This window comes from Vibrio sp. 1557 (genome assembly GCF_033340175.1).
Lineage (GTDB): Bacteria > Pseudomonadota > Gammaproteobacteria > Enterobacterales > Vibrionaceae > Vibrio > Vibrio alginolyticus.
Map to the genome: position 1 here is coordinate 64,367 of NZ_JAWOVZ010000002.1, position 26,834 is coordinate 91,200.

Annotated in this window: 25 protein-coding genes; 19 read left to right on the forward strand and 6 right to left on the reverse strand. The window is 44.2% G+C overall.

What is annotated here, in order from left to right:
* The first annotated feature begins 177 nt into the window (after positions 1-177).
* Together udk and R7070_RS03555 are read left to right on the forward strand one after the other, a co-directional pair.
* The gene (gene udk / locus R7070_RS03550; protein ID WP_005380833.1) at positions 178-819 is read left to right on the forward strand and encodes a uridine kinase; all 642 of its coding nucleotides are present in this window, start codon (positions 178-180) and stop codon (positions 817-819) included.
* Between the two features lie 188 nt (positions 820-1,007).
* Positions 1,008-3,095, forward strand: coding sequence for an AsmA family protein (locus R7070_RS03555; protein WP_005380835.1), 2,088 nt, complete (start codon positions 1,008-1,010; stop codon positions 3,093-3,095).
* A gap of 62 nt (positions 3,096-3,157) precedes the next feature.
* Here the strand turns inward: R7070_RS03555 and cobO are convergent, their stop codons facing one another.
* Positions 3,158-3,763 carry a cob(I)yrinic acid a,c-diamide adenosyltransferase gene (gene cobO, locus R7070_RS03560; protein WP_005380837.1) on the reverse strand — a complete coding sequence of 202 codons (606 nt, stop codon included), beginning with the start codon at positions 3,761-3,763 and terminating at the stop codon, positions 3,158-3,160.
* A 117-nt stretch (positions 3,764-3,880) separates the two neighbouring features.
* Between cobO and R7070_RS03565 the strand changes: the two genes are divergently transcribed.
* Positions 3,881-4,330: a low molecular weight protein-tyrosine-phosphatase gene (locus R7070_RS03565; RefSeq protein ID WP_025767219.1), complete on the forward strand. Its 450-nt coding sequence runs from the start codon at positions 3,881-3,883 to the stop codon at positions 4,328-4,330.
* A 60-nt stretch (positions 4,331-4,390) separates the two neighbouring features.
* On the opposite strand, the gene R7070_RS03570 is transcribed toward R7070_RS03565, so the two are convergent.
* Complete coding sequence (locus tag R7070_RS03570; RefSeq protein WP_005380840.1) at positions 4,391-5,950, reverse strand: SulP family inorganic anion transporter; 1,560 nt, start codon at positions 5,948-5,950, stop codon at positions 4,391-4,393.
* A gap of 332 nt (positions 5,951-6,282) precedes the next feature.
* Positions 6,283-9,357, reverse strand: coding sequence for a ribonuclease E (rne, locus tag R7070_RS03575; RefSeq protein ID WP_042523100.1), 3,075 nt, complete (start codon positions 9,355-9,357; stop codon positions 6,283-6,285).
* A 639-nt stretch (positions 9,358-9,996) separates the two neighbouring features.
* Between rne and rluC the strand changes: the two genes are divergently transcribed.
* Positions 9,997-10,941, forward strand: coding sequence for a 23S rRNA pseudouridine(955/2504/2580) synthase RluC (rluC, locus tag R7070_RS03580; RefSeq protein ID WP_021033985.1), 945 nt, complete (start codon positions 9,997-9,999; stop codon positions 10,939-10,941).
* A gap of 58 nt (positions 10,942-10,999) precedes the next feature.
* Here the strand turns inward: rluC and R7070_RS03585 are convergent, their stop codons facing one another.
* Positions 11,000-11,581, reverse strand: a complete 582-nt coding sequence (locus R7070_RS03585; protein ID WP_005380845.1) for a Maf family protein — start codon at positions 11,579-11,581, stop codon at positions 11,000-11,002.
* Between the two features lie 149 nt (positions 11,582-11,730).
* Here R7070_RS03585 and yceD point away from each other — a divergent pair, with 149 nt between their 5' ends.
* The 15 genes from yceD to R7070_RS03660 all read left to right on the forward strand — a co-directional run bounded on the left by yceD (position 11,731) and on the right by R7070_RS03660 (position 24,880).
* Entirely contained in the window at positions 11,731-12,255 is a 525-nt protein-coding gene (yceD, locus tag R7070_RS03590; protein WP_005387307.1) for a 23S rRNA accumulation protein YceD, read from the forward strand.
* Between the two features lie 59 nt (positions 12,256-12,314).
* Entirely contained in the window at positions 12,315-12,485 is a 171-nt protein-coding gene (gene rpmF / locus R7070_RS03595; protein WP_005396978.1) for a 50S ribosomal protein L32, read from the forward strand.
* A gap of 10 nt (positions 12,486-12,495) precedes the next feature.
* Positions 12,496-13,521, forward strand: coding sequence for a phosphate acyltransferase PlsX (gene plsX / locus R7070_RS03600; RefSeq protein ID WP_017633846.1), 1,026 nt, complete (start codon positions 12,496-12,498; stop codon positions 13,519-13,521).
* Between the two features lie 5 nt (positions 13,522-13,526).
* A complete protein-coding gene (locus tag R7070_RS03605) occupies positions 13,527-14,477 on the forward strand; it encodes a beta-ketoacyl-ACP synthase III (protein ID WP_017821385.1) in 951 nt (316 codons plus the stop codon).
* 75 nt (positions 14,478-14,552) lie between these two features.
* Positions 14,553-15,476: an ACP S-malonyltransferase gene (fabD, locus tag R7070_RS03610; RefSeq protein ID WP_005387313.1), complete on the forward strand. Its 924-nt coding sequence runs from the start codon at positions 14,553-14,555 to the stop codon at positions 15,474-15,476.
* Between the two features lie 45 nt (positions 15,477-15,521).
* On the forward strand, positions 15,522-16,256 hold the full coding sequence (gene fabG, locus R7070_RS03615; RefSeq protein ID WP_025767222.1) for a 3-oxoacyl-ACP reductase FabG: 735 nt from the start codon (positions 15,522-15,524) through the stop codon (positions 16,254-16,256).
* A 246-nt stretch (positions 16,257-16,502) separates the two neighbouring features.
* Positions 16,503-16,736, forward strand: a complete 234-nt coding sequence (gene acpP / locus R7070_RS03620; RefSeq protein ID WP_004406112.1) for an acyl carrier protein — start codon at positions 16,503-16,505, stop codon at positions 16,734-16,736.
* A 93-nt stretch (positions 16,737-16,829) separates the two neighbouring features.
* Positions 16,830-18,080 carry a beta-ketoacyl-ACP synthase II gene (gene fabF / locus R7070_RS03625; RefSeq protein WP_005372948.1) on the forward strand — a complete coding sequence of 417 codons (1,251 nt, stop codon included), beginning with the start codon at positions 16,830-16,832 and terminating at the stop codon, positions 18,078-18,080.
* A gap of 107 nt (positions 18,081-18,187) precedes the next feature.
* Positions 18,188-19,003 carry an aminodeoxychorismate lyase gene (pabC, locus tag R7070_RS03630; protein WP_042523095.1) on the forward strand — a complete coding sequence of 272 codons (816 nt, stop codon included), beginning with the start codon at positions 18,188-18,190 and terminating at the stop codon, positions 19,001-19,003.
* On the forward strand, positions 19,000-20,016 hold the full coding sequence (gene mltG / locus R7070_RS03635; RefSeq protein ID WP_042523092.1) for an endolytic transglycosylase MltG: 1,017 nt from the start codon (positions 19,000-19,002) through the stop codon (positions 20,014-20,016). The genes pabC and mltG overlap by 4 nt, the downstream gene beginning before the upstream one ends.
* Positions 20,013-20,645, forward strand: coding sequence for a dTMP kinase (gene tmk, locus R7070_RS03640; RefSeq protein WP_044129475.1), 633 nt, complete (start codon positions 20,013-20,015; stop codon positions 20,643-20,645). The genes mltG and tmk overlap by 4 nt, the downstream gene beginning before the upstream one ends.
* 24 nt (positions 20,646-20,669) lie before the next feature.
* Positions 20,670-21,632, forward strand: a complete 963-nt coding sequence (locus tag R7070_RS03645; RefSeq protein ID WP_054729226.1) for a DNA polymerase III subunit delta' — start codon at positions 20,670-20,672, stop codon at positions 21,630-21,632.
* Complete coding sequence (locus R7070_RS03650; protein WP_017633841.1) at positions 21,623-22,390, forward strand: TatD family hydrolase; 768 nt, start codon at positions 21,623-21,625, stop codon at positions 22,388-22,390. The genes R7070_RS03645 and R7070_RS03650 overlap by 10 nt, the downstream gene beginning before the upstream one ends.
* A 444-nt stretch (positions 22,391-22,834) precedes the next feature.
* Positions 22,835-24,265: a PTS glucose transporter subunit IIBC gene (ptsG, locus tag R7070_RS03655; RefSeq protein ID WP_005372959.1), complete on the forward strand. Its 1,431-nt coding sequence runs from the start codon at positions 22,835-22,837 to the stop codon at positions 24,263-24,265.
* Between the two features lie 213 nt (positions 24,266-24,478).
* Positions 24,479-24,880: a hypothetical protein gene (locus R7070_RS03660; protein WP_005372960.1), complete on the forward strand. Its 402-nt coding sequence runs from the start codon at positions 24,479-24,481 to the stop codon at positions 24,878-24,880.
* Positions 24,881-24,949: 69 nt separating this feature from the next.
* On the opposite strand, the gene R7070_RS03665 is transcribed toward R7070_RS03660, so the two are convergent.
* Positions 24,950-25,045 (reverse strand): MetS family NSS transporter small subunit, encoded by a 96-nt coding sequence (locus R7070_RS03665; RefSeq protein ID WP_017633863.1) that lies wholly within the window; start codon positions 25,043-25,045, stop codon positions 24,950-24,952.
* Positions 25,042-26,508, reverse strand: a complete 1,467-nt coding sequence (locus R7070_RS03670; protein ID WP_005372966.1) for a sodium-dependent transporter — start codon at positions 26,506-26,508, stop codon at positions 25,042-25,044. The genes R7070_RS03665 and R7070_RS03670 overlap by 4 nt, the downstream gene beginning before the upstream one ends.
* Positions 26,509-26,834 lie beyond the last annotated feature (326 nt).

Below are 26,834 nucleotides of genomic sequence, written 5' to 3' on the forward strand. Positions count from 1 at the left end.
TACTATGCCTGCTGGTTGATAATTGCACATTTTAACGTTTGCTCGGAGGTTAATCCTCTGAGCAGGCAGAAACTTATGACTAAACCCTAATTCCAACTAGTAACTATGGGGTGAACTCCCTATAATCAGGCAGTTTATCTTTTTATGTGACTAGAAATCATCATCGGGTGCAAACTAATGTCTGATAATAATCAATGCGTCATCGTAGGTATTGCTGGCGCTTCTGCTTCTGGAAAAAGTCTGATCGCGAGCACTATTTATAATGAGCTTCGCGCGAAAGTAGGCGATCATCAAATCGGTGTCATCACGGAAGATTGCTACTACAACGACCAAAGCCACCTAAGCATGGAAGAGCGAGTAAAGACGAACTACGATCACCCGAGTGCGTTGGACCACGACCTACTGTGTGAGCACCTAGAAAAATTGGTACGTGGTGAAGCAGTAGAAGTGCCTGAGTACAGCTACACTGAGCACACAAGAACAATTAACACCACCACAATGACACCTAAAAAGGTGATCATTCTAGAAGGTATCCTTCTTCTTACAGACCCTCGTCTTCGTGATTTGATGCATGCGACAGTATTTATGGACACACCGTTAGATATTTGCTTGCTTCGCCGTGTTAAGCGTGATGTGGAAGAACGAGGCCGAACTATGGAGTCTGTTCTTAAGCAATACCAACAAACAGTACGTCCGATGTTCATGCAGTTTATCGAACCTTCTAAGCAATATGCGGACATTATTGTTCCTCGCGGTGGTAAAAACCGTATCGCAATTGATGTATTAAAAGCTCACATTGCAAGACTTTTGAAAGCTTAAGCCTATAGACGGCTATATCGCTTTATTTTTAAGAGAAGAAGTGGCACCTTAAGTGCCACTTCTTTTTTTGTTTTTAAATTAGTCAGTTGCAGGTTAAAACCAGACACTTTTCACGCTTTTGTGGAACTGTCAGCGGCAAATGGAGTCTGCGCTTATAATTGTAAAAACACTCGAGCAAGGAAAAACAAATGAAGAAACTGCTCTTAATTCTAGCAATACCGATTGTGGTCATTTTGGTCGCAATTTTAGCGTTAACCATCTTCGTCAATCCGAATCAGTTTAAACCCCTTATTGTTGAGCAAGCGCAAAAGCAAACGGGATTAGAGTTGGTGATTGAAGGGGATATCAGTTGGCAATTTTTCCCATCAATTGGCTTTGAGTTGGGACATACAGAATTGCGAAACCCACAAGGCTTTAGTAAACCCAATTTATTCAAAGTTGATACCGTTGGTGTAGACATCTCTGTTATGCCACTTTTTAGTCAACAGCTTGAAATTGGAAACGTCACGCTTGATGGTGCTGAGTTCTACATTGAAACCAAGAAAGATGGCAGCAAGAATATTGATGCATTGACGAAAGCCCAAACACAACAAGCAGAACAAGAGAACAATGCTGCGCCTACGCAAAATGGTGAAACGCAAACTTCTGGTTCTGATTGGAGTATTAATCTTGCTGGCGTTACGGTTTCTAACGGTTCATTAGAAATGCAGGATAAGCAAGCCGGTAGTTACACCAAACTTTATGATATTTCATTAAACCTTTCCGAATTCGCTTTTGACAACTGGACAACGGCTGATTTTGGCGTGAAGGGCGAAATGAACGACCAAAAGTTCACCGCGAAAGGTCAGGCAGACTTTAAGCTAGAAAAAGGTTTGGCAAACTACGCGCTAAAGAACATCAACTTTGATGCGACATACTCTGACCCTGCCAATAAAATTGAATCGGCAACGATCGGTTTAGACACGTTTGAATTCGATACAGTAAATAACCTGACTTATGCCATTAAGGGTGACGCTGGTGGTATGAAGTTAGATATGCAGGGTGCTGGTCAACTTAGCGTGGACAAGGCTATCAGCAAAGTACAGTTGGATAAGTTAACTCTTAAATCGACTTTTGAGGGTGATGCCTTACCTCAGTCCCCGATGAAAGTCGACATGGTGTCTGATCTGTCTTTCGACCTAACGAAAAACCATCTGAGTTTTGTTCTAGAGAAGTTAACAGCGAATGCTATCGCCCTAGATGGTAAGGCAGATGTGACACTCGGTGATATTCCTAAAGTACGCTTTGCTCTCCATAGCCCCAATATCGATCTTGATGAGTTCTTAGGGTTAGATAAGCAAGCTGCCGAAGGTAATAAGCCTGCTTCTGGTGGCGAGAGTGCTCCTGCCGGACCTGAGGTTGAGCCTGATTTGTCTGCGTTGAAAACGTTAGATGTAAAGGGTGACATTACCATCGACAAATTCAAAGCGGCAAATGCGAAGATGGAAGCGGTAAAAACGAGCTTCACTGCGAATCGTGGCGTGTTTGAGCTTACATCATTTAGTTCGAAGTTGTACCAAGGCTCAATCTCAGCGACAGCGAAGTTAGATGCACGCCAATCACCAGCGACTTACAGTGTTAAAAAGTCAATCAAAGGCGTGAAAGTTCAACCGCTACTTATAGACGTTGCTGAAAACGACAAACTTGAAGGGACAGGTAACATTGATGTGAATGTTACAGGTAAGAGTCTCACGCCTACCGGTATCAAGAAGAATCTATCTGGTACGGTTGTTATCAATTTTGCTGACGGTGCGGTGAATGGCATCAACGTTGCTCAGTTGATTCGTGAAAACTATGCGAAATTTAAAGGGCAAAAAGTTGAAGGTACCAATGTAGCTAAGAAAACAGACTTCAGTGCGATGACGGCGACATTGAAACTCAACAAAGGTGTTGTATCAACGGATAATATGCAAGCTCAGTCTCCATTGTTACGTGTTCGTGGTAAAGGTACCGCAAACTACATCAATGAAACAGTCGACTTTACTATCAGCACGTCAGTTGTAGGTAGCCTAGAAGGCCAGGGCGGTAAAGATATAGATGAGCTGAAAGACATCACGATTCCAATCAATGTGTCTGGTAAGTGGGCAGAACCTAAATTCAAGCTCGTATTCGATGATGTTCTGAAGCAGAAAGCCCAGAAAGAAATCGATCGTGGCGTGGAGAAGCTAACGGACAAAATCAAAGACGAGAAAACCAAAGATGCGGTCGATGGTTTATTGAAGAATCTTTTCAACTAACCGTGCGTGAAAATCAAAAGGGTTGGCATTTTGCCAACCCTTTTTAAATTACTCTGCGAGTGTTACCAATCGACGCCTTTGAGGGCTTTTACGCCAGATTCAAATGCGTGCTTTACATTTTTCACTTCAGAAACGGTATCGGCCATTTCAATCAGGGTTCGATGTGCGCCACGCCCAGTAATAATAACCGACTGCATTTTAGGTCGGTTGCTCAGCGCTTCGACCACTTCGTCTAAGTCGATGTAGCCGTAGCTCACCATATAAGTTAGCTCGTCAAACAAGATGACATCGATAGAGTCGTCTTGCAGCATGCGCTTACATTCTTGCCATACGCCTTGCGCTGCTTCGGTATCAGCGGCTTTGTTTTGAGTTTCCCACGTAAAGCCGGTTGCCATTACTTGGAATTCAACGCCGAGTTTCTCAAGTAGGTTGCGCTCACCGTTGTCCCAAGTACCTTTAATAAACTGCGCGACAGCACAATTCAAACCATGACCCACTGCGCGTGCGATCGTACCGAATCCTGATGTCGATTTACCTTTACCATTTCCGGTAATGATCAGTAGCAGACCTTTTTCCTCTTGAGCCGCAGCGATTTTTGCGTCTACCTGTTCTTTGACTTTTTGTTGGCGAGCTTTATGGCGTGCTTCTTTATTTTCTTCGATAGACATAATACTTCCTCAATTCCTTTTCGTGCTGTGCCCAAGTTAATTTGGGTTCATTGATTTATCTCGCTATGATAGACCAACATATCGTGAAGAAAAACCACCGATAATTCAGGGAATAAAATGAAGAAAATACTTGTTGTTTGTATGGGAAACATTTGTCGGTCACCAACTGGAGAGGCAGTGTTAAGAGCGAAAGCTCAAAAGCTAGGCGTTGAAGTAGAGGTTGATTCGGCAGGTACAATTGGCTACCACGCAGGAAACCGACCGGATTCAAGAGCGATGGCAGCAGGAAAGCAGCGAGGTTATTCTTTTAAAGGAATGCAAGCGCGCCAAGTCACCATTGATGACTTTGAAAAGTTTGACCTTATATTAGCCGCAGATAAAGCAAATTTGGCCGATTTATTGGATATTTGTCCGTTGAAGTATCGACACAAAGTATCGTTATTTTTAAGTCATTCTGAGTCAGGTTACGACGAAGTCCCGGACCCATATTATGGTGGGGAAGATGGCTTTGAACTGGTGCTTGATTTAATCGAAGAGGCATCAGACGCAATTTTGAAGAAGCTATAATCGCCGTGCTTGAAGACAATAGAAAAAGGGATGAGCTCAGCTCATCCCTTTTTATTCGTGTTAACCCGCTAGTATGTCGGTTGCGACTTTGTAGCTTGGGTCTTCCTTCACGTTAATTTCAACCAAGCTGCCAGCTTTGTCCAAAAGTTTACGACAATCTGGGCTTAGGTGACGAAGGTGCAGCGTTTTACCTTGAGCATTGTAACGCTCAGCCAGTGTTTCAATGGCTTCAATTGCAGAGTGATCTGTCACGCGAGAGTCTGCAAAATCGACAATCACATCTTTTGGATCTTCAGGCGCGTTAAACAACTCCAGGAAGTTAGCCGCAGAGCCAAAGAAAATAGGGCCGTGAATCTTGTACTCTTTTGAACCTTCCTCGTTTAAGCACGTGTCGGCATAGATGTGCTTAGCGTGTTGCCATGCAAACATTAATGCAGAAACGATAACACCAACCGCTACGGCAACAGCAAGGTCAGTAAGAACAGTAACAACGGTCACAAGAACAATAACGAAGAAGTCTTGCTTCGGTACGCGGCGTGCTAGCTTAAATGTTGCCCATTCGAATGTACCAATGACAACCATGAACATCACACCAACCAGAGCAGCGAGTGGGATCATTTCAATTAGCGAAGAAGCGAATAAGATAAACATCAATAGAGCGATAGCCGCAACGATACCAGATAGACGGCCGCGACCACCTGAGTTTACGTTGATCATCGACTGACCAATCATCGCACAACCACCCATTGCGCCAAACACAGAACACGTCATGTTTGCCATACCTTGACCGATACATTCGCGGTTAGATTGACCACGAGTATTCGTCATCTCATCTAAAACTGTCAGTGTTAGTAGAGATTCAATTAGACCAATGGCCGCGAGAATGATCGCGTATGGAAGAATGATTTGTAGTGTCTCTAGTGTAAATGGTACCGCAGGAATAGAGAAGGTTGGTAGTGAACCTGCGAGTGTTGCAGCTTCATCACCAGACATTGTACGCAGGAAGTCAACAACAGTTCGAGTTTCCAGATCCAAGCCAACCACTAAAGCCGTCACCGTTACGATCGCAACAAGTGAAGAGGGTACAGCTGTTGTGATTTTTGGTAGAAAGTGAATGATTGCCATAGTCAGCGCAACCAAACCAAGCATTAGCAGCATCTGGTCTTGTGGTAGCCAAGTAAGCATGCCGTTGATGTCTGGCGCTTTAAACTGACCCAACTGAGCTAGGAAGATAACAATAGCCAGACCGTTCACAAAACCGATCATCACAGGGTGAGGTACGATACGGATAAACTTACCCAATTTAAACATACCAGCGGCAATTTGAAGAATACCAGCGAGCATGATGGCTGCGAATAGGTACTGGACACCGTGAGTCGCGACAAGCGAAACCATTACGACTGCCATGGCACCTGTTGCACCAGAAATCATGCCAGGACGACCACCGAAAATGGAAGTAATAAGACCAACGATGAATGCAGCGTAAAGACCGACCATCGGATCTACGCCTGCGACGAACGCAAATGCGACAGCTTCAGGAACCAATGCTAGCGCAACGGTTAAGCCTGATAGCACATCATTTTTTACGGAGTGCTTAGAAAATTGGGGAAATTCGAACATGTTTGTTTTTAAGTTCTCTTTGCAATGAGTTAAACCCGACACATATTCGTATTTGCACAAGCCACTGGAAGGTTGATTTTTAATCAAACATTGCAGTGTAAACCGTAGTATTAAAAGAGCAGCATCAGAATGGTGTCGAAAACTTGAGTCGGCGCATGCTACCGAAAAGTGTGATTAAGTTCAAGAATGATACGAATAATGGCGTACAAATGTGATCACGAATTGGTATTTATATGAACAATTTAGTGGGCAAATATGAAGATAAAAAAGGCTACCAGATGGTAGCCTTTAATTTATTTATGCCGTTAAGCAGTTGAACGTAATGATTTAGCCTAGTTAAAGTTAGGCTTTGTCATCTCTGCCGATGCACGGTTTTTAGCCACTTGGCTACCTGCACCTTTAGCTTGGTAACGTTCGGTTTTGAACGGCGCTGCTGCAACCGTGATTTCGCGTAGCTCTTGAGGGCCAGGTGCTTTCGTCATCGGTGCGCTAGCGTTTAGCTTAGCAGCAACTTTAATGGCTTCGACTTTAGGCTCTGGTTTATCTACTGGCGCTTCGGCTACAATCTCTTTTGCTGCTTCAACGATAGGCTCTTCAGTAGGTGCCGTTTCTACAATGGCATCAACCGGTTCAGCATGTTCAGTTACAGGAGTTTCAACGATAGGCTCTACCGATGCTGTTTCTACTACTGCCGATTCAGCTTTTTCTGCGATTACTGTTTCAACAACAGGTGCTTCTACTACTGGAGCTTCCACTTTCGCTTCAACGGTTTCTTGAACCTTGTGTTCAACAACTGGCGCATCTGTTACGACAGGTTGCTCGCGACGAATAATCACTTTACCCATTGCCATTTCTGGACACGCAAAGCCACCTTGGATTGTAGGTACTGCTGCTACAGCTTCTTCCTTAACTCGCTCTTCCTTCTTAGGTGCTGGTTTCGGAATGTAACGTGGCATTACTTTACCCATAGCCATTTCAGGAGAAGCGACACCTCCCTTACGTAGGCGGAACGGGTTAGGGCGGCGATCACGGCCACGGCGACGACGCTGGCCGCTTGCACGCAGGTGACGTGGCGAACGACGATTACGACGTTGCTTAGACTCTGCTTGCTTGTTGTCTTGCTGTGCCTCTACCGCTGCTTCTGTTGGCTTTTCAACTTTAGCTTCAACCGTTTCTTGAGTCTTAACCGCTGTTTCTTCGGCTTTCTTCTCAATAGCTTCTTGGTCCTTAACGCGTACAGACTTGTTCAATTTGCGACGTTGGCGGCGCTCTTTCACTTTTTCTGCTTTCGCATTTTGCTGCTTCGGTTTGCTCTCTTCTGGTTTTGTTTCAGTACGAGCTTCCGCTGCTAGCTGCAGACCTTTTTCCGCTACTTTTGCGTTTGCTTTCTGCTCTTGGGCTTTATCTGCCTGTTGAGCTTTAGGTTTACGCTTTTGGTTACGGTTTTGCGGTTTATTTGTTTGTTGTTGAGCTTCGTTTTGCTCATTAGCCTGCTCATCACGAGGCTTACGACGACGTCGGTTATCGCGATTGTCGCGGTTATCACGATTATCGCGCTGGTTGTTATTGCGACGACGATCGTTACGATCACGTTTGTTACGTCGATTATCGCGATTTGGTTTTTTCTCTTCCTGAGGTTTCTGTTCTTCTTTTGTTTCTTCAGAACCACCGAATAGGAAGCTACCAAGTGCTTTAAACAGACGGCTGAACAATCCAGGTTTCTCTTCTTGTTCAACGTTTTGTTCTTTCTTCTTCGCTTCAGGAGCTGGTTTAGCTGCTGGTGCAGGTGCGGTTTGAGACGGAGCCGCAAAGCCTTTAAGAACTGGCTCTTCAATTCGTTTTGGTTTTACGTCAACTTCCGCTGGCTCTTTACCTTCCGCTTCTTTCATTGCTTCCAGTTTTTTAGGAAGTAGGTAAGAAATCAGATCGAACTCTTCACCTTCACGAACACGGATAACTTCGAAGTGCGGCGTTTCCATGTCAGAGTTTGGAACAACCGTAATCTTCACTTCTTGAATGCGTTCGATATGGTTAACTGAACGACGTTTTTCGTTCAACAAGTAAGAAGCGATTGGCACAGGTACAACTGCGAGAACTTGCGCTGTATTGTCTTTCAGTGCTTCCTCTTCGATTAAACGAAGTACAGAAAGTGCTAGAGATTCGTTGTCGCGAACGACTCCAGTACCGCTACAGCGAGGACAGATGTGGTGGCTTGCTTCTGCTAGAGAAGGGCTTAAACGTTGACGTGACATCTCCAACAAACCAAAGCGAGAAATACGACCGATTTGTACACGAGCGCGATCAAGACGAACGGCTTCACGTAGACGGTTTTCTACTTCTCGTTGGTGGCGAACAGGTGTCATATCGATAAAGTCGATAACCACTAAGCCACCCAAGTCACGTAGACGTAACTGGCGAGCAATTTCGTCGGCTGCTTCTAGGTTCGTGTTTAGGGCTGTTTCTTCAATATCACCGCCCTTGGTTGCACGAGCAGAGTTGATATCGATAGACGTTAGTGCCTCAGTCGGGTCAATAACAATAGAACCGCCAGATGGCAGACGCACTTCACGTTGGAAAGCCGATTCAATTTGGCTTTCGATTTGGTAGTGGCTGAATAGTGGAACTTCGCCTTCATATTTCTTAACGCGGTTAAGGAAATCAGGGCGCACCAATTGAATGTGCTCTTTTGCACGTTCGTAGATGGTGTTGCTATCAATTAAGATTTCGCCAATATCACGACGCAAATAGTCACGGATTGCACGAACGATAACGTTACTTTCTTGGTGGATTAAGAATGGAGCAGGGTTAGAGTCCGCTGCACCTTTGATTGCACCCCAGTGGTTAAGTAGTACATTCAAATCCCACTCAAGTTCTTCAGCACTCTTGCCAACGCCAGCAGTACGTACGATTAGGCCCATGCCCTGAGGCAGTTCCAAAGTACTTAATGCGGCTTTTAGTTGAGTACGCTCGTCACCTTCGATTCGACGAGAAATACCGCCAGCACGAGGGTTGTTAGGCATCAGAACAAGGTAACTACCAGCAAGAGAAATGAAAGTAGTAAGAGCAGCGCCCTTGCTTCCACGTTCTTCTTTTTCCACTTGAACGATAACTTCTTGGCCTTCCGTTAGCACTTCTTTGATGCTTGGACGACCTTGGTAGGTGTAACCTTCAGGGAAATATTCGCGGGCAATTTCTTTGAGAGGGAGGAAACCGTGACGCTCGGCGCCGTAATCAACAAATGCGGCTTCTAAGCTTGGTTCGATACGTGTGATACGTCCTTTGTAGATATTCGCTTTTTTAGATTCATGTCCTGGACTCTCGATATCAAGATCGAAAAGTCGCTGGCCATCAACCAGAGCGACACGCAACTCTTCTTTTTGAGTTGCGTTAATTAACATTCTTTTCATTGAAAATTCTCGTTGTCTTTTCTTTTATATCTTTCTTGTCGACTTGCCACTGTTTTTTCGCTCTTTCACGGTGCCTGATCCCATGGCTTGTATTTTGCAGCCTCCCGGCTGGAAGGGGATGCTCTCGGGCACTTCAGTCATCACAAGCCTCTTGTGGTTTCTGTTGGAAACGTAGACTTGTGACCCGCTATTTGGGCGGTAGGTACTCAACGTGAATATGCGAGGAGTAGGGTGGCAAGAGTGTTGAATTCGATGTGTCTCACGCCAATGCTGCACTCGACCTTCAACGATCTACTCACATTGCTTGAGGATAAATGATTGGTAATGAATAAAATGTAACCAAACCTTCCTTAGCAGCTGTGAACTATAGCAGTGCGCGTGGCTATCAGCAATCTGCTTTCACGCAAACGATAGAAAATTTGCCGCTAAACTCAAAATTTCTATTTTATAACTGGCTGTTTCATAAGCAATTGAGATGTGCAAACTGTTCAAGACAGAAAACAAATTGAGAACTTGATTGAGAGTTTTAATAATTTAAACAAAAGCTTGGCGAAATTTAGACCAGTATGTGCCACGGAGTGTTTCTTTTACGACAAGAATAATGTGAAGTCGCACGAAATTGAGTTTACAATACCGCCCATGAACGAAATAAGAACAAAAGTCCAGTTCGTCGATATCGACGAAGATATGGCGGGTCAGCGCATTGATAATTTTTTGCGCAACCAATTAAAAGACATTCCTAAAAGCATGATTTACCGAATTGTGCGTAAGGGCGAAGTGCGCGTAAATAAAAAGCGTATAAAAGCAGAGTACAAGTTAAAAGCAGGCGATCTCGTTCGTATTCCACCGGTGACCGTCGAGAAAAAAGATGACGATGTCGCACCAAGTACGAAACTTAACAAAGTCGCTGAGTTGGAAAATATGATTATCTTCGAAGATGATCATATGTTGATTCTAAACAAACCATCTGGCACCGCTGTGCATGGTGGCAGTGGTTTAAAGTTTGGTGCGATTGAAGCGCTTAGGGCTCTGCGTCCTCAAGCTCGCTTTCTTGAACTTGTGCATCGTATTGACCGTGATACTTCAGGGATTTTGCTGGTTGCTAAGAAGCGTTCTGCACTTCGTCACTTGCAAGCCCAGTTTCGTGAAAAGACAGTAAAGAAGTTTTACTTAGCTCTTGTCATGGGGCAATGGAAAAGCAGTTGTAAGGTTGTGAACGCGCCACTGCTCAAAAACGAAGTGAACAGTATTGTTCGTGTTAACCCTAATGGTAAGCCGTCAGAAACGCGTTTTAAGATTTTGGAAAAGTTCGAACAAGCTACATTGATTCAGGCGAGTCCGATTACTGGTCGAACTCACCAAATACGAGTTCATACGCAATACACTGGTCACCCAATCGCTTGGGATGATCGCTACGGTGATCGTCGCTTTGACGCTTACACAGGTCAAGTTGGTTTAGATCGTTTGTTCCTACACGCGGCAAACATCAAGTTCCAACACCCATCAAATGATGAGTGGATGGAAATCAACGCACCGATGGAACCGAAACTAGAAAAAGTGTTGGCGGGTTTAAGAAACGCGTAACCATGTTTTCCTCGCGGATGCAAAAGGGAGCCTGTGGCTCCCTTTTATCGTATTTGGGTTAAAGGACATCGAGTCCTTGAACATGCAACATATCAATCAAATCAATCAATGGTAGTCCGACAAGTGTGTTCGGGTCTTTACCAACTAATTTCGTAAACAAACAAATTCCCATGCCTTCGCTTTTAAAGCTGCCTGCGCAGTAAAAAGGTTCTTCCCTGTCGACGTAGCGTTCGATTTGTTCAAGCGTTAAATCTCTAAAGTGCACCTCGAAAGAATCAAAGCCGACTTCTGTATGGTTTGTCACGGTGTTATGTACCGCAAGACCAGTATAGAAAGTGATGACTTTTCCACTTTGAGCCAAAAGTTGATTTATCGCGTTATCTCTATTTAAAGGCTTGCCAACGATTTCACCATTAATGACACAAACTTGGTCACTGCCGATAACTAAACTTGCTTTATCCGTCTGGCAAGATATTGCTTTCTCTTGGGCCAGTCTCTGCACAAGTTCAGTTGGCGTTTCTTGGTCAAAAGGTGTTTCATCGCAATCAGGTGATAAACAAACGAATGGTAGTGAGAGCTTTTCAAGCAGTTGTTTACGAAAAGGGGAGGTTGAGGCTAAAACCAGTTGGTAATTTTTCATTTTGAATTACAATTCGTGGGAGCATTTCCAATAGGATAATAGATCAAAAATGATTCTGGCTAATGCTCTGTATGTTAAGCGTAAAAAAGTACAACTTTTTTGCCTTTTTCTTTGACTAATTTTGATTTGGAAGATAATATTCGCGCCCTATGCAAAAGGTAAAAATACCGCGAACGGTTGACCCAGCTAAAGCTGCACAGAAACGATTGGATTACGATGGCATCATCCAAGCTAGTCTTTTCAAGCGCTTAGTGGAAACAACTGAAGGCGTAAAACGCGACGCAGAAGTCTCATTGTCATTTGGGATGGATGAACAGCGACTCGTTGTTATCTCTGGTAAAGCTAACATCGAAGTCGATTTAGAGTGTCAGCGTTGTAATGAGGTATTCGCACATGAGTGCGAAGTTGAATTCCTTTCTACTCCTTACTACGGTGAGAAAACAGAACAGGAAGCACCAGAAATTTATGATTTGGTAGATCTAAATGAATATGGTGAATTAGACCTCATACAACTTGTTGAAGACGAGTTCATCTTAGCATTACCTCAAATTGCGATGCACGATGAAGCGGATTGTAGCGTTGATTCAAATAACATGGTTTTTGGTGAGATTCCTGAAGAAATTGAGGAAGAAAAACCGAATCCATTCGACGTTTTGAAAAGTCTGAAAAAGTAATAGGTGTGGTAGCCGATTCTTCTTCAGGTTTTTAACCCAATAGTATAGGAGTAGGGTCAATGGCCGTACAGAAAAACCGTAAAACTCGTTCTAAGCGCGGTATGCGTCGTTCACACGATGCGCTAACTACAGCTGCTCTATCTGTAGACGCGACTTCTGGTGAAACTCACCTACGCCACAACGTAACTGCTGAAGGTTACTACCGTGGTCAAAAGGTTATCAACAAGTAAGGTTGAACCTTTGCAAAGTATTACCGTTGCACTTGATGCAATGGGCGGGGATTTCGGTCCACGCGTAACAGTGCCTGCCGCCGTGCAGGCACTGTCTCATTTCCCAGAGCTAAAAGTGATTCTTATTGGTGATCAATCTCTGATCACGTCTCAATTATCTCAACTCGGTACCTCGACCAGTTCCCGCTTGACTATTCTTCACAGCGAGAAAGTTATCTCGAACTCAGAAAAACCTTCATTGGCGTTACGTAATAGCCAAAATAGTTCTATGCGTATGGCTATCGATTTGGTTTCTGAGCAGAAAGCGGATGCTTGTGTTAGTGGTGGCAACACCGGTGCATTAATGGCACTATCGCGTTTCATTCTTAAGTTACTTCCTGGCATTGAACGTCCTGCTTTAGTTTCCGCTTTACCGACGATTACCGGAAAGCGTACTTGGATGCTGGATCTGGGGGCGAATGTATCGTGCGATGCTGATAGCTTGTTCCAATTTGCTGTAATGGGCAGTGCATTAGCTGAAGAACACTTGGGTCGTCCTCCTCGCGTTGCTGTACTCAATATTGGCGCAGAAGAGATTAAAGGTAACGATTTAGTCAAACGTTGCGCAGAAATGCTTTCTCAGACCGATGCGATTAACTTTGTCGGTTATATTGAAGGTAATCAAATTTTGCATGATGTTGCGGACGTCATTGTTTGTGATGGATTTGTCGGCAACGTATGCTTAAAAGCCAGTGAGGGAACAGCTCAACTTTTTATCGAAAAAATTAAAACCAGCATAATGGCATCAACGATAAAGGGTTGGATAGCTAGAAAGTTGTTTTCTAGGCTGTTTAATGAACTAAAAACACTGAACCCCGACCAGTATAACGGCGCAAGTTTGCTAGGATTGCGCGGCATTGTCATAAAAAGCCATGGAAGTGCGGATGTATCTGCGATTGTCAATGCACTTGGCGAGGCAGTACACGAGGTCAAACGACAAGTACCAAGCCGTATTAGCGATCGTTTGGAAGCGGTTTTACTCGAGAGGCATTATTAGTCTTCATGTATAGCAAAATTTTAGGTACTGGCAGCTACCTGCCATCTCAGGTGCGTACAAACGCAGATCTAGAGAAAATGGTAGATACAAGTGATGAGTGGATCGTTGCTCGCACGGGTATTAAAGAGCGTCGAATTGCTGCAGAAAACGAAACTGTAGCAGACATGGCATTCTACGCAGCTGAAAACGCTATCGATATGGCGGGTATTGATAAAAACGATATCGACCTGATTATCGTAGCCACAACGAGCAGTAGCCATACTTTCCCTTCATCTGCGTGTCAGGTGCAGGCAAAGCTTGGCATTAAAGGTTGTCCAGCTTTTGACTTAGCCGCTGCTTGTTCTGGTTTTGTGTACGCATTATCTGTTGCAGACCAACATATCAAATCTGGTATGTGCAAAAACGTACTTGTGATTGGTTCAGATGCTTTGTCTAAAACGTGTGATCCGACAGACCGTTCAACCATTATCCTATTTGGTGATGGTGCCGGAGCCGTTGTCGTAGGCGCTAGCCAAGAGCCTGGCATTATCTCTACCCACATATACTCGGATGGTCAATTCGGAGAGCTTCTAAGCCTACCTGTACCTGTGCGGGGGCAAGATGCGGATAAATGGCTTCATATGGCTGGGAACGAAGTATTCAAAGTCGCTGTAACTCAGCTATCGAAACTAGTAAAAGATACGCTTGAAGCCAACAACATGCATAAGTCTGAACTAGACTGGCTAGTGCCGCACCAAGCGAACTACCGCATTATTTCAGCGACAGCGAAGAAACTTTCGATGTCACTAGACCAAGTCGTGATTACACTTGATAAACACGGCAACACATCAGCTGCGACGGTGCCAACAGCACTAGATGAAGCGGTACGTGATGGTCGTATTAAACGCGGTCAAACTCTGCTTCTTGAAGCGTTTGGCGGCGGATTCACTTGGGGCTCGGCCCTTGTGAAGTTCTAAGTTTCACAAGAATTCAAAATTTAAGGTGCACTTGGTGCATCTTATTTCTTTTTACTTTGCTTAAAGGAAAACAACATGAGCAAGTTTGCTATCGTATTTCCAGGTCAAGGTTCTCAAGCTGTAGGTATGCTTGCAGAACTAGGCGAACAATATGACGTAGTAAAACAAACATTTGCAGAAGCATCTGACGCACTAGGTTACGATCTATGGGCGCTTGTTCAAAATGGACCTGCAGAAGATTTAAACGAGACTTTCCGTACTCAACCAGCTTTGCTAGCTTCATCTGTTGCAATCTGGCGTGTATGGCAGGAACTTGGCTTAGAGCAACCAGCAAACCTAGCCGGTCACAGCCTAGGTGAGTACTCAGCACTTGTATGTGCGGGTGTTATCGACTTTAAAGAAGCCATCAAGCTGGTTGAATTACGTGGTCAACTTATGCAAGAAGCAGTACCAGCTGGTACTGGCGCAATGTACGCGATTATCGGTTTGGCTGATGATGCGATTGCAAAAGCGTGTGAAGACGCAGCGCAAGGCGAAGTGGTCTCTCCAGTAAACTTTAACTCGCCTGGTCAAGTCGTTATCGCTGGTAGCAAAGACGCAGTAGAGCGAGCTGGTGCGCTATGTAAAGAAGCTGGTGCGAAGCGTGCGCTTCCTCTTCCTGTTTCAGTACCTTCACACTGTGCACTTATGAAGCCAGCAGCGGAAAAACTTGCTGTAGCTCTTGAGTCTATCGAATTTAACTCACCACAGCTGCCAGTTATCAACAACGTTGATGTGGTTGCTGAGACAGATCCTGCAAAAATCAAAGATGCGCTTGTTCGTCAGCTACATAGCCCAGTTCGTTGGACTGAAACAGTTGAACTGATGCACGAACAAGGCGTAGAAAATCTTCTTGAGCTTGGTCCTGGTAAAGTTTTAACAGGTCTAACAAAACGTATCGTGAAAACGCTAACTGCAGCCGCAGTGAATGATATCGCATCGCTAGACGCTGCGAAGTAATCCATCAAGCGATAAATTTGCGATAAGAAAAGGAAACACAACATGATGAATCTAGAAGGTAAGATCGCGCTAGTTACCGGCGCAAGCCGTGGTATTGGCCGCGCGATCGCGGAACTTCTTGTCGAGCGAGGTGCTACGGTTATCGGTACTGCTACTTCTGAAAGTGGTGCGGCTGCTATCAGCGAGTATCTTGGTGATAACGGTAAAGGCTTAGCGCTTAACGTGACTGATGTCGAGTCTATCGAAGCGACATTAAAAACGATCAACGAAGAATTTGGTGTGATCGATATTCTGGTGAATAACGCTGGTATTACTCGTGACAACCTATTGATGCGCATGAAAGATGATGAGTGGAACGACATCATCGATACCAACCTAACGCCTATCTACCGCATGTCTAAAGCGGTTTTACGCGGTATGATGAAAAAACGTGCGGGTCGTATCATCAACGTAGGCTCTGTTGTTGGTACCATGGGTAATGCTGGTCAAACTAACTACGCAGCAGCGAAAGCGGGCGTGATTGGTTTTACTAAATCAATGGCTCGTGAAGTTGCGTCTCGTGGTGTAACAGTGAACACTGTTGCTCCTGGTTTCATCGAAACTGACATGACTAAGGCGCTAAGTGATGACCAACGTGCGGCAACTTTGTCGAACGTGCCAGCAGGTCGTTTAGGTGACCCACGTGAAATTGCATCAGCAGTAGTTTTCCTTGCTTCTCCTGAAGCAGCGTACATTACTGGTGAAACTTTGCATGTAAATGGTGGCATGTACATGGTTTAATGCGACAGTTTATGCAAAATAAGCTATTTTACATTGTGAAAAATAGCCTATAGTTGCAGTTAACTGTCATGAACTTGTCATGCTTATGCGCAAGATTTGTGCATGATTTAAGTCAAAAATGTATTGAAATTCGGTTAAATTCGCTAATTTTGTGGTTTGACCAGCAAGGACCCCCTTGCAACTTTCAATAGTTCGAATAAACTACGGAATCATCGCATTAGGCGAAATCTGTAAAGGAAAAGAAAAATGAGCAACATCGAAGAACGCGTAAAGAAAATCATTGTTGAACAGCTAGGTGTAGACGAAGCAGAAGTTAAAAACGAAGCTTCTTTCGTTGATGATCTAGGTGCTGATTCTCTAGACACTGTAGAACTAGTTATGGCTCTAGAAGAGGAATTCGACACTGAGATTCCTGACGAAGAAGCTGAGAAGATCACTACTGTTCAAGCTGCAATCGACTACGTAAACAGCGCTCAGTAATTAGCTCTCCCAGGCGGTCTCCTAGACCGCCTGTGTTCTTTCTAACTTCTTCTATCCTCTCATAGAAATATTCAATTCCCGGAGAATTATATCGTGTCCAAGCGTCGTGTAGTTGTCACTGGCATGGGTATGTTGTCACCGGTAGGCAACACAGTAGAATCATCTTGGAAAGCCCTGCTAGAAGGTCAAAGTGGTATCGTAAATATCGAGCACTTTGATACTACGAACTTCTCAACTCGTTTTGCAGGTCTTGTTAAAGATTTCGATTGCACAGAGTACATGTCTAAAAAAGATGCTCGTAAGATGGACCTTTTCATCCAGTACGGCATTGCAGCGGGTATTCAAGCTCTTGATAACTCTGGCTTACAAATTACCGAAGAAAATGCGGCTCGAGTTGGTGTTGCTATCGGCTCAGGCATTGGCGGTCTTGACCTTATCGAAACTGGCCATACTGCATTAGTAGACAAAGGCCCTCGCAAAGTTAGCCCATTTTTTGTTCCTTCGACCATTGTAAACATGGTTGCAGGTAACCTATCTATCATGCGTGGTCTCCGTGGTCCAAATATCGCGATTTCTACCGCATGTACTACTGGCCTGCATAATATCGGCCATGCAGCACGTATGATTGCCTACGGCGATGCAGATGCGATGGTTGCTGGTGGTGCAGAAAAAGCTTCTACGCCTCTTGGCATGGCTGGCTTCGGTGCAGCTAAAGCACTATCTACTCGTAATGAAGAGCCTCAAAAAGCGTCTCGCCCATGGGATAAAGGCCGTGATGGTTTTGTTCTAGGTGATGGTGCTGGCATGATGGTGCTTGAAGAGTACGAACACGCAAAAGCACGTGGCGCGAAGATTTACGCAGAACTGGTTGGTTTTGGTATGTCTGGTGATGCTTACCACATGACTTCTCCAAGCGAAGATGGCTCTGGTGGTGCACTTGCGATGGAAGCGGCAATGCGTGACGCGAACATCACAGGTACCCAAGTAGGTTATGTGAATGCTCACGGTACATCTACTCCTGCTGGCGACGTTGCAGAAATCAAGGGCGTGAAACGTGCTCTTGGTGAAGAAGGTGCGAAGCAAGTACTTGTATCATCAACTAAGTCTATGACTGGTCACCTATTAGGTGCAGCAGGCTCTGTTGAAGCAATTATCACGGTTATGTCTTTGGTTGACCAAATCGTTCCACCAACGATTAACCTTGATGATCCAGAAGAAGGTCTAGACATCGACCTTGTGCCGCACACTGCGCGCAAAGTTGAAGGTATGGAATACGCTATCTGTAACTCGTTTGGCTTTGGTGGTACAAACGGTTCTTTGATCTTCAAAAAGTTCGCTGAGTAACACTATCTAACCTTATTTAGATAAGCGAAACTTGTATTCTAACGGCTCGATGCTTAGCATTGAGCCGTTTTGTTTTATTTGTTGTCTGCTAATTTGAAGGTACGTGAATGTTTTGGGTAAATGGAGTTCCGCAAACGCATGTAGAGCTAGGTGATCGCTCATTCCAATACGGTGATGGAGGCTTTACCACCATCCTGACCCAAAATGGAGAGTTGGTTTACTGGCAGGAGCATACTGAGCGCATGAGTGCTTGCCTTGACGCTTTGAAGATCTCTTCACCTGACTGGAAAGTTGTGCATGGTTGGGCAAGCAAAGCGGTTTTATCTGACGCACGAGCGGGGGTGAAGATTCACGTTAGCCGCGGTATTGGCGGGCGAGGGTATAGCCCTAATGGGATTAAAGGCCCTATCGTGACGATTTCCAATTTTGCATTTCCTTCTCATTATTCATCTTGGCAAGAACAAGGTGTGGACTTGGGCGTTTGTAATACTCGTCTAGGGATTCAACCTTTACTTGCGGGACATAAGCACAACAACCGTTTAGAGCAGATTCTCGCCAAGGCTGAAATCGACAATACAGAGTTTGCAGATGCAATAACGTTAAATGTGCAAAACCATGTCATTGAAACTACAATGGCCAACCTTTTTTGGGTTAAAGGTAATAAAGTATTTACGCCGGAGCTGACCTTATCAGGCGTTACGGGCGTAATGCGTCGTAAGGTGCTTGAGTTACTTAAAGTAAGTCATATTGAAGTCATCGAGGGGCGTTTTATACTTCCAGATTTGCTGAGTGCTGACGAGGCTTTCATGTGTAACTCAATATTAGGTGTCGCACCTATTCGCAGCATAGTGACATCGAACTCTAAGACTATATTTCCGATAGGAAAATTGACTCAACGACTGCAAGGGAATTTAACTACGTGATTAAAAAACTGTTGGCTTTTGTTGTGCTGATCGCAGTGATAGGCGCAGCAGCTGTTTTTTATATAATTTCACAGGCTAAACAATACGTTGAAAAGCCTATTCTATTGGAACAACCTCAGCTGTTTACTGTAGAAAGTGGTACAAGCTTTCATCATGTCATGCGCGCCTTAGTTGAAGGTGAGGTGATTGAAACATCGGAGTACATCCGTTTAATTCCTCACTTATATCCAGAATTGTTGCAAGTGCGAGCGGGTACTTACCAACTTGAGCCTGGTATGTCACTTTCGCAAACATTGGAGCATCTGAATACTGGAAAAGAATACCAGTTTGCGATCACTTTTGTTGAAGGCAGCCGCTTTTCTGAATGGGTAGATCAACTAAAAAGTGCTCCTTATTTAAAGCATGATTTAACCGATCTTTCAGAAAAAGAAATGGCTGCGAAGCTCGGAATTGAGAGAGAAAAGCTAGAAGGGTTGTTTTTAGCAGAAACCTACCATTACACAGCGGGTGCGAGTGAAAGCCAGTTATTAAAACGAGCGCATCGAAAACTCAATAAAATACTGGATGCTAACTGGGAAGCGCGTCAAGAAAAGCTGCCATTACAGGACAAATATGAAGCCTTGATTCTCGCGTCTATCATCGAGAAAGAGACGGCTATTGATTCTGAGCGTGAGCGCGTCGCTTCTGTGTTTATCAACCGATTGAATAAACGCATGCGGTTACAAACTGATCCGACAGTTATTTATGGTATGGGTGACGCCTACGATGGCAACATTCGTAAGAAAGATTTGCGTACGCCGACACCATATAACACCTATACCATCAATGGATTGCCACCAACACCGATTGCGATGGCTGGTGAAGCTTCCATTGAAGCGGCTTTGAATCCAGAAAGCAGCAACTATTTATATTTTGTAGCAAGTGGAAAGGGCGGACATGTATTCTCGAAATCCCTTGCTGAGCACAACCGTGCTGTTCGTGCCTATTTAAGAGAACTAAGAAAGAACAAATGATGAAAGCAAACTTTATTGTCGTTGAAGGCCTAGAAGGCGCGGGTAAAAGCACTGCGATTAAAACCGTTTTAGATACGCTAAAAGCGGCCGGTATTGAGGATATCGTAAATACCCGTGAGCCAGGAGGCACACCGCTAGCAGAAAAAATGCGCGCTCTGGTGAAAGAAGAGCACGAAGGTGAAGAACTTAAGGACATGACGGAGTTGCTTCTTCTGTACGCTGCACGTGTTCAGTTGGTTGAGAACGTGATCAAACCAGCTTTGGAAAACGGTCAGTGGGTGGTTGGTGACCGACACGATATGTCGTCGCAAGCTTATCAAGGTGGTGGCCGTCAGATTGACGCATCGTTAATGAAAAATCTCCGGGATACAACGCTTGGTGATTTTAAACCTGCTCTCACTCTCTATATGGATATTGACCCTCGTGTTGGGCTTGAGCGTGCACGTGGGCGTGGTGAGTTAGATCGTATAGAGAAGATGGATATTAGTTTCTTCGAGCGTACACGTGAGCGTTATTTGGAGATTGCTCATGCCGATCCTTCCATCGTTATCATTAACGCAGAACAGGCGATTGAAGGCGTGTCGCGTGATATTCGGGACGCTCTAAACGAGTGGCTAGCTCGTCAATAAGTGAAACGTAAATTTAGGTGACTCATGTTAAATGATTATCCATGGCTACAGCCAATATGGGATAACCTCAAAGTAGGGTTAGAGTCGGACAGAATACCAGGTGCGCTTTTATTACAAAGCGAGCAGGGCTTGGGCATCGAAAAACTTATCGAGTTTTTTAGCCAAGCACTTCTTTGCCAAAATTACGCGAGTGAAGCATGCGGTTTTTGTCATAGCTGCCAGCTAAATCAATCTCAAAACCACCCTGATTTACACTGGATCAAGCCAGAGAAAGAAGGAAAGGCGATAACGGTGGACCAAATTCGCGCTTGTAACCGTCTAGCTCAGGAATCATCTCAGCTTAATGGTTACCGCCTATTTGTAATAGAACCGGCGGACTCTATGAACGAGTCGGCATCGAATGCGCTGTTAAAGACGCTAGAAGAGCCTGGGGCAAAGTGCTTGTTTTTGCTCGTTACCCACAATCAGGAGCGTCTGCTCCCAACGATTCGTAGCCGTTGCCAACACTGGGTTGTTGCGCCTCCGTCAGCGGAACAAGCGATGCAATGGATGCACGAACAAGGGGCGAAGCAAGTTCCTGCTTATGCCTTAAAACTGAATATGGGCTCTCCAATAAAAACATTGGATGCGTTAAATAATGGTGAGCTCGAAGCTTACTTGGCTTTTGAACGCAGTTTTATTAAGGCAATGTCTTCGCCTGTTTCAGACGTTTCTGAGTGTGCTTCTTTAATCGCTAAACACTCAGAGCAATCACTAGACTGGGCATGGTATTTACTGACAGATGCTCAGAAAGCGCAGTTTGGTGTATCAGAAGCTCAAATGCTTCCGGGCGCGACAAAGTTCCAACCGGACAACTATAACGGTTTGTACTCATCAGCGAAGGCGCTGATGAACCTGAAAGCTCAGGTGCAAGCCTTTCCTGGCCTGAACCTTGAGCTACTATCAATGAATTGGTTAATTGAATCACGAGAGGCATTATGTTCGTAGATTCTCATTGTCATTTAGACAAATTGAATTACGACGATCTCCACATCAATGTGGAAGACGTTATTAACAAAGCTAAACAAGCAAACGTAACTGAACTACTTTCTGTTGGAGTAACGCTGGATTCTTTCCCGAAAATGATGGAAATGATCGAGCCTTATGACAATGTTTATGCTTCGTGCGGTGTGCACCCACTTGATGTTGAAAGCGACTTTTCGATGGACGTATTGCGCCACCATGCGTCGAATGCAAAAGTCGTCGCTATTGGCGAAACGGGTTTAGATTATCATTACAAGCCCGAAACGGCCGCGTTACAGAAAGAGCGCTTTGAGCAACACGTTGATCTTGCAGTGGAGCTCAACAAACCTTTAATTATCCATACCAGAAACGCACGTGCGGATACTCTAGATATTTTGCGTAAGGGTGGGGCAGAGAAATGTGGTGGTGTTATCCACTGTTTTACAGAAGATCTTCCATTTGCTGAAGCTGCACTGGAGCTGGGGTTTTATATTTCTATCTCGGGGATTGTTACTTTCCGTCAAGCTACAGAGCTAAAAGAAGTGGTGAAGACTCTACCTTTAGAGAAGCTTCTTATTGAGACAGATTCTCCTTACTTGGCTCCTGTCCCTCATCGTGGCAAAGAGAATCAACCCGCTTACGTTGTCGAAGTCGCTTCTTATATTGCGCAACTCAAATCGTGCTCTCTTTCTGAAGTGGCACAAAAAACCACCGAAAACTTCCGAGATCTTTTTTTGCGATGAAAAAATAATAAGAGCATAAAAAAGGAGCTTAGGCTCCTTTTTTGTTGATAAAAACAACAGATACGCTCACGAGTTTAATGTTTACTAAAAATGTTGATTTAATAACATTCAAAAATCACAAATGTAATTTTGTTACTAAAAATAACATTGAGGCGTATTTTATTTACGCCTTAAAATTAATTATATAAATAATTAATTCTTTATAAAACAGTAATATAAGTGCAATGCAAACCTTTTCATCGGCTGTTTTTGGGTGTGATCCAAGACTTGTTTTGAAACTAAATTTCGTAACTGTGTGGAAAGTTTGAGGGTCATCAATATATATTTAGAGCCGGAAAATATAATGCAGTTGTGGTTACATTTTCATTGGGTGCTAACCTTTAGGCTACGGGGGTGTGCCGTTAGTGCCCAAATAATACTTATAAATTTATCAGGAGCATAAACATGTTTAAGAACCTTTTTGCTAACCTGCAAAAAGTTGGTAAGGCTCTGATGCTTCCAGTATCAGTTTTACCAGTTGCAGGTATTTTATTAGGTGTGGGTGCTGCCCATCTAAGCTTTATTCCAGAGATCGTTTCTAATCTTATGGAACAAGCTGGTGGTTCAGTATTCGGCCAAATGGCACTTCTATTTGCAGTAGGTGTAGCTCTAGGCTTCACTAACAACGACGGTGTTGCAGGTCTTGCAGCTATCGTTGGTTACGGCATCATGACGGCAACGCTAGGTGTAATGGCGGGCGTTATGGGTGTTGAGAAAATCGATACAGGTGTACTAGGTGGTATCCTTGTCGGTGGTGTGGCTGCTTGGGCATTCAACCGTTTCTTCAAAATCCAACTTCCAGAGTACCTTGGCTTCTTCGCTGGTAAGCGCGCAGTGCCAATCATCACTGGTTTTGCTGCGATCATCCTAGGTGTTATCCTTTCTGTTATCTGGCCACCAATTGGCGGTGCAATTTCTGCATTCTCTGATTGGGCTGCACACCAAAACCCACAGCTAGCATTCGGTATCTACGGTGTTGTTGAGCGTTCTCTAATCCCATTCGGTCTACACCACGTATGGAACGTACCGTTCTTCTTCGAAGCAGGTTCTTGTGTTAACGCTGCCGGTGAAGCTCAAAATGGTGTACTAACTTGTTACCTAGTTGCTGATGAAGCATCTCGTGCTGCTGGTAATGGCTTCGGTCAGCTAGCGGGTGGTTACATGTTCAAGATGTTCGGTCTACCAGCTGCAGCAATCGCAATTGCTCATTGTGCTAAACCAGAAAACCGTGCAAAAGTAATGGGTATCATGGCGTCAGCTGCACTGACTTCATTCCTAACTGGTATTACTGAGCCAATCGAATTCTCATTCCTATTCGTTGCTCCGCTACTATACGGTATCCACGCTCTACTAGCTGGTTCTGCATACATCGTTTCGAACACTCTAGGCTTTGTACACGGTACTTCTTTCTCTCACGGTCTGATCGACTTCCTAGTCCTATCTGGTAACGCTCAGAAGATGGTGCTAATGATTGCCGTCGGTCTAGTTTACGCAGTAATTTACTACGTAGTGTTCCGTGGTGTAATCACAGCGCTTGACCTAAAAACACCTGGCCGTGAAGATGAAACGGAAAGTGCAGCTGTAACTTCTGGCTCTGATATGGGCGGTGAACTGGTTGCAGCGTTTGGCGGTAAAGCTAACATTACTGGTCTAGATGCATGTATCACACGTCTACGTGTAGCAGTTGCAGATACAGCAGCTGTTGACCAAGACAAGCTAAAACAACTAGGCGCTGCTGGTGTTGTAGTTGTAGCTGGTGGTGTACAGGCTATCTTCGGTACTAAGTCTGATAACCTAAAAACTGAAATGGATGAGTGGATTCGTAACCACGGTTAATCGCAGTCATTCATAGTAATGCATAAAAGGAGGCTTCGGCCTCCTTTTTTAGTTCCTATTTTATTAACTGACAGTTCCTTTTTTAGTGTGATCCTAAACTCATCTTTACTTTTGTCAGCTTTTTCATACATCGAGCTTACCCATCGTTGACATATTGATATGCCATTATGTTTGAATAGCGAATAATGTTTTTTTGAATAATTGATAACGTGTATGAAGAACAAATTCATTTTAGTTTTGGGACTAGTTTCTAGTACGGCAATGGCGGCAAGCGAACCAACGGATCTATCAGTTGGTATGGCTGTCGATCAACAATTAAGTGTTGTTGTAGAGTTAGATAACAAATATCGTGGCATTATCGGAAACGATGGTATGGCGTTTGATTACATCGCTAAGCGTGGAACATTCGATCAAAACATGCCTGTGACTTGGTATGTCGGCGTTGGTGGCTGGTATGAATGGGATGACGAGTTTGGTGTGAGAGTACCACTTGGTGTGAACTGGGATTTATCACGCGGCTGGGACCTTTATGGCCAAATACACCCAGAGCTAGATCTTTACAAAGGTGCTGACTTGCAACTTGGCGGCGCCGTTGGCATCAAGTACAGTTTCTAGAATTGAACTAATGTATGTATAAAAAAACGCCGGTAACTACCGGCGTTTTTTTGTATGGAACTTAACGTTCTATTGTTTATTCATGGCTCGCTTAATGCAAACGGCAGCGCCGCCCCAAGTGATACCTAAACCAATAACCATCATAATAATTGCGCTGATTGTCATTTTGCTGTCTCCTTGCGGTTCACTGCGTTGATCACTAGACCAAAGATAAAGAGTGCGGCGATAAGTGCCCAGCCTAAAGTTAGATCATAGCCACCGTAGCCTTCAGTAATTAGGGCGTATAGCTTGGTCGCTAAGATAATGGCGAGCATGATTGGTGTAACGAAGCGTAAGCAGATCTCGAACCATTGACCAACAGAGAAATCAGAGCGCTCGTTAACGTAATTACGTACTTCTGGCACGCGCTTCAATAGCCACGCCATCAAGACAATCTCAACCAGACCACCAACCATGATGCCAACGTTGTTTGCAAAGTGGTCTACTAGGTCGAGTAGCAGCAGACCGCCATTGGTAGCAAACGCCATAGAGACAACGAAGCCAATACCAATCACAACATTTGCAGCTTTTTTACGGCTCCACTTCAGCTTGTCGATAATGGCTGAAGTTACGGCTTCCATAATTGAAATATGCGAACTTAGACCAGCAACCACCAGTGCAAAGAAGAACAGTGGACCAAGAATATATGGGGCAGGTAGTAGGTTAATTGCCGCAGGTAAAGTAACAAAAGCCAAGCCAACGCCTGCAGATACCACCTCTGTTAACGGCTTACCTTGCTCTTGAGCCATGTAACCCAATACTGAGAAGATCATGATGCCGGCTAGGATCGAGAAGCCACAGTTGATCAACACGGTCATAAACGCGTTATTCGTTATGTCTGACTTTTCTGGTAGGTAGCTAGAGTAAGCTAGCATGATGGCGAAGCCGATACTTAGCGTAAAGAAGATCTGACCATATGCCGCTGCCCATACTTTCACATCCCAAATTTTGCTGAAATCGGGTTCGAACATGTAGTTCACGCCATCTAGAGCTCCTGGCAAGAAAATCATACGTCCGATTAAGAAAATCACCATCAAGAATAGGATTGGCATCATAATTTTAGATGCTCGTTCAATTCCTGATTTCACGCCTTTGGCAATGGCGGTGTAAGTAATTGCCCAAGCAATTACCATGGATAAAGCAATCTTCCATTGAATACTGCCTAAGTCTGTTGGTGAGTTGTCACCTAGCTTTAGGTATTCACTAAAGAAAAATGCGTTGGTATCGGTTCCCCAACCTTGAGTGAACGACAACCCAAAGTAAGAAATCGACCAACCGATAACAGCCACATAGTAAACGGCAATAACTGCAGCCACACCAACTTGGAACCAGCCAAGCCATTCAAATTTAGAATGAATTTTCGCAAGTGTTTTTGGTGCCGAGCCTCGGTATTTTTGTCCCATACTGAACTCAAGGATCATAAATGGAATACCGGCAGTGATCATGGCAAAAATGTAAGGAATAAAAAATGCGCCGCCACCGTTTTCATAGGCCATGTATGGGAAACGCCAAATGTTTCCCAAACCGATAGCAGACCCAACTGCTGCTAAGATGAATCCCGCCCGGGATCCCCATTGTTCTCGCTTCATATTTGACTCCTATAAGACTCCCTGAGGAATGAAGCTCTCTACGTAACACAGTAATAATTGCGCAAATAGTTGGAAGAAAGGACCGCTGTTATCCATCAGCTTTTCTATCCTTAATTCTAACTTCTTATAATTTTATAGAGCTATATTCTGGCTACTGTAAGAGAAAGTAGATTATTAATCTTAAAATTTTGATGTGTGTTTGATAAAACTGAAATATTTATCTGTTTTCACTGATCAGACTAACTTCTAATAATACTTAGCGCAATAGAATCTAAATGTTAATTCAGATGCGTTGTCTGGTTTTAATCTTGTTAAATTTGAGTTTG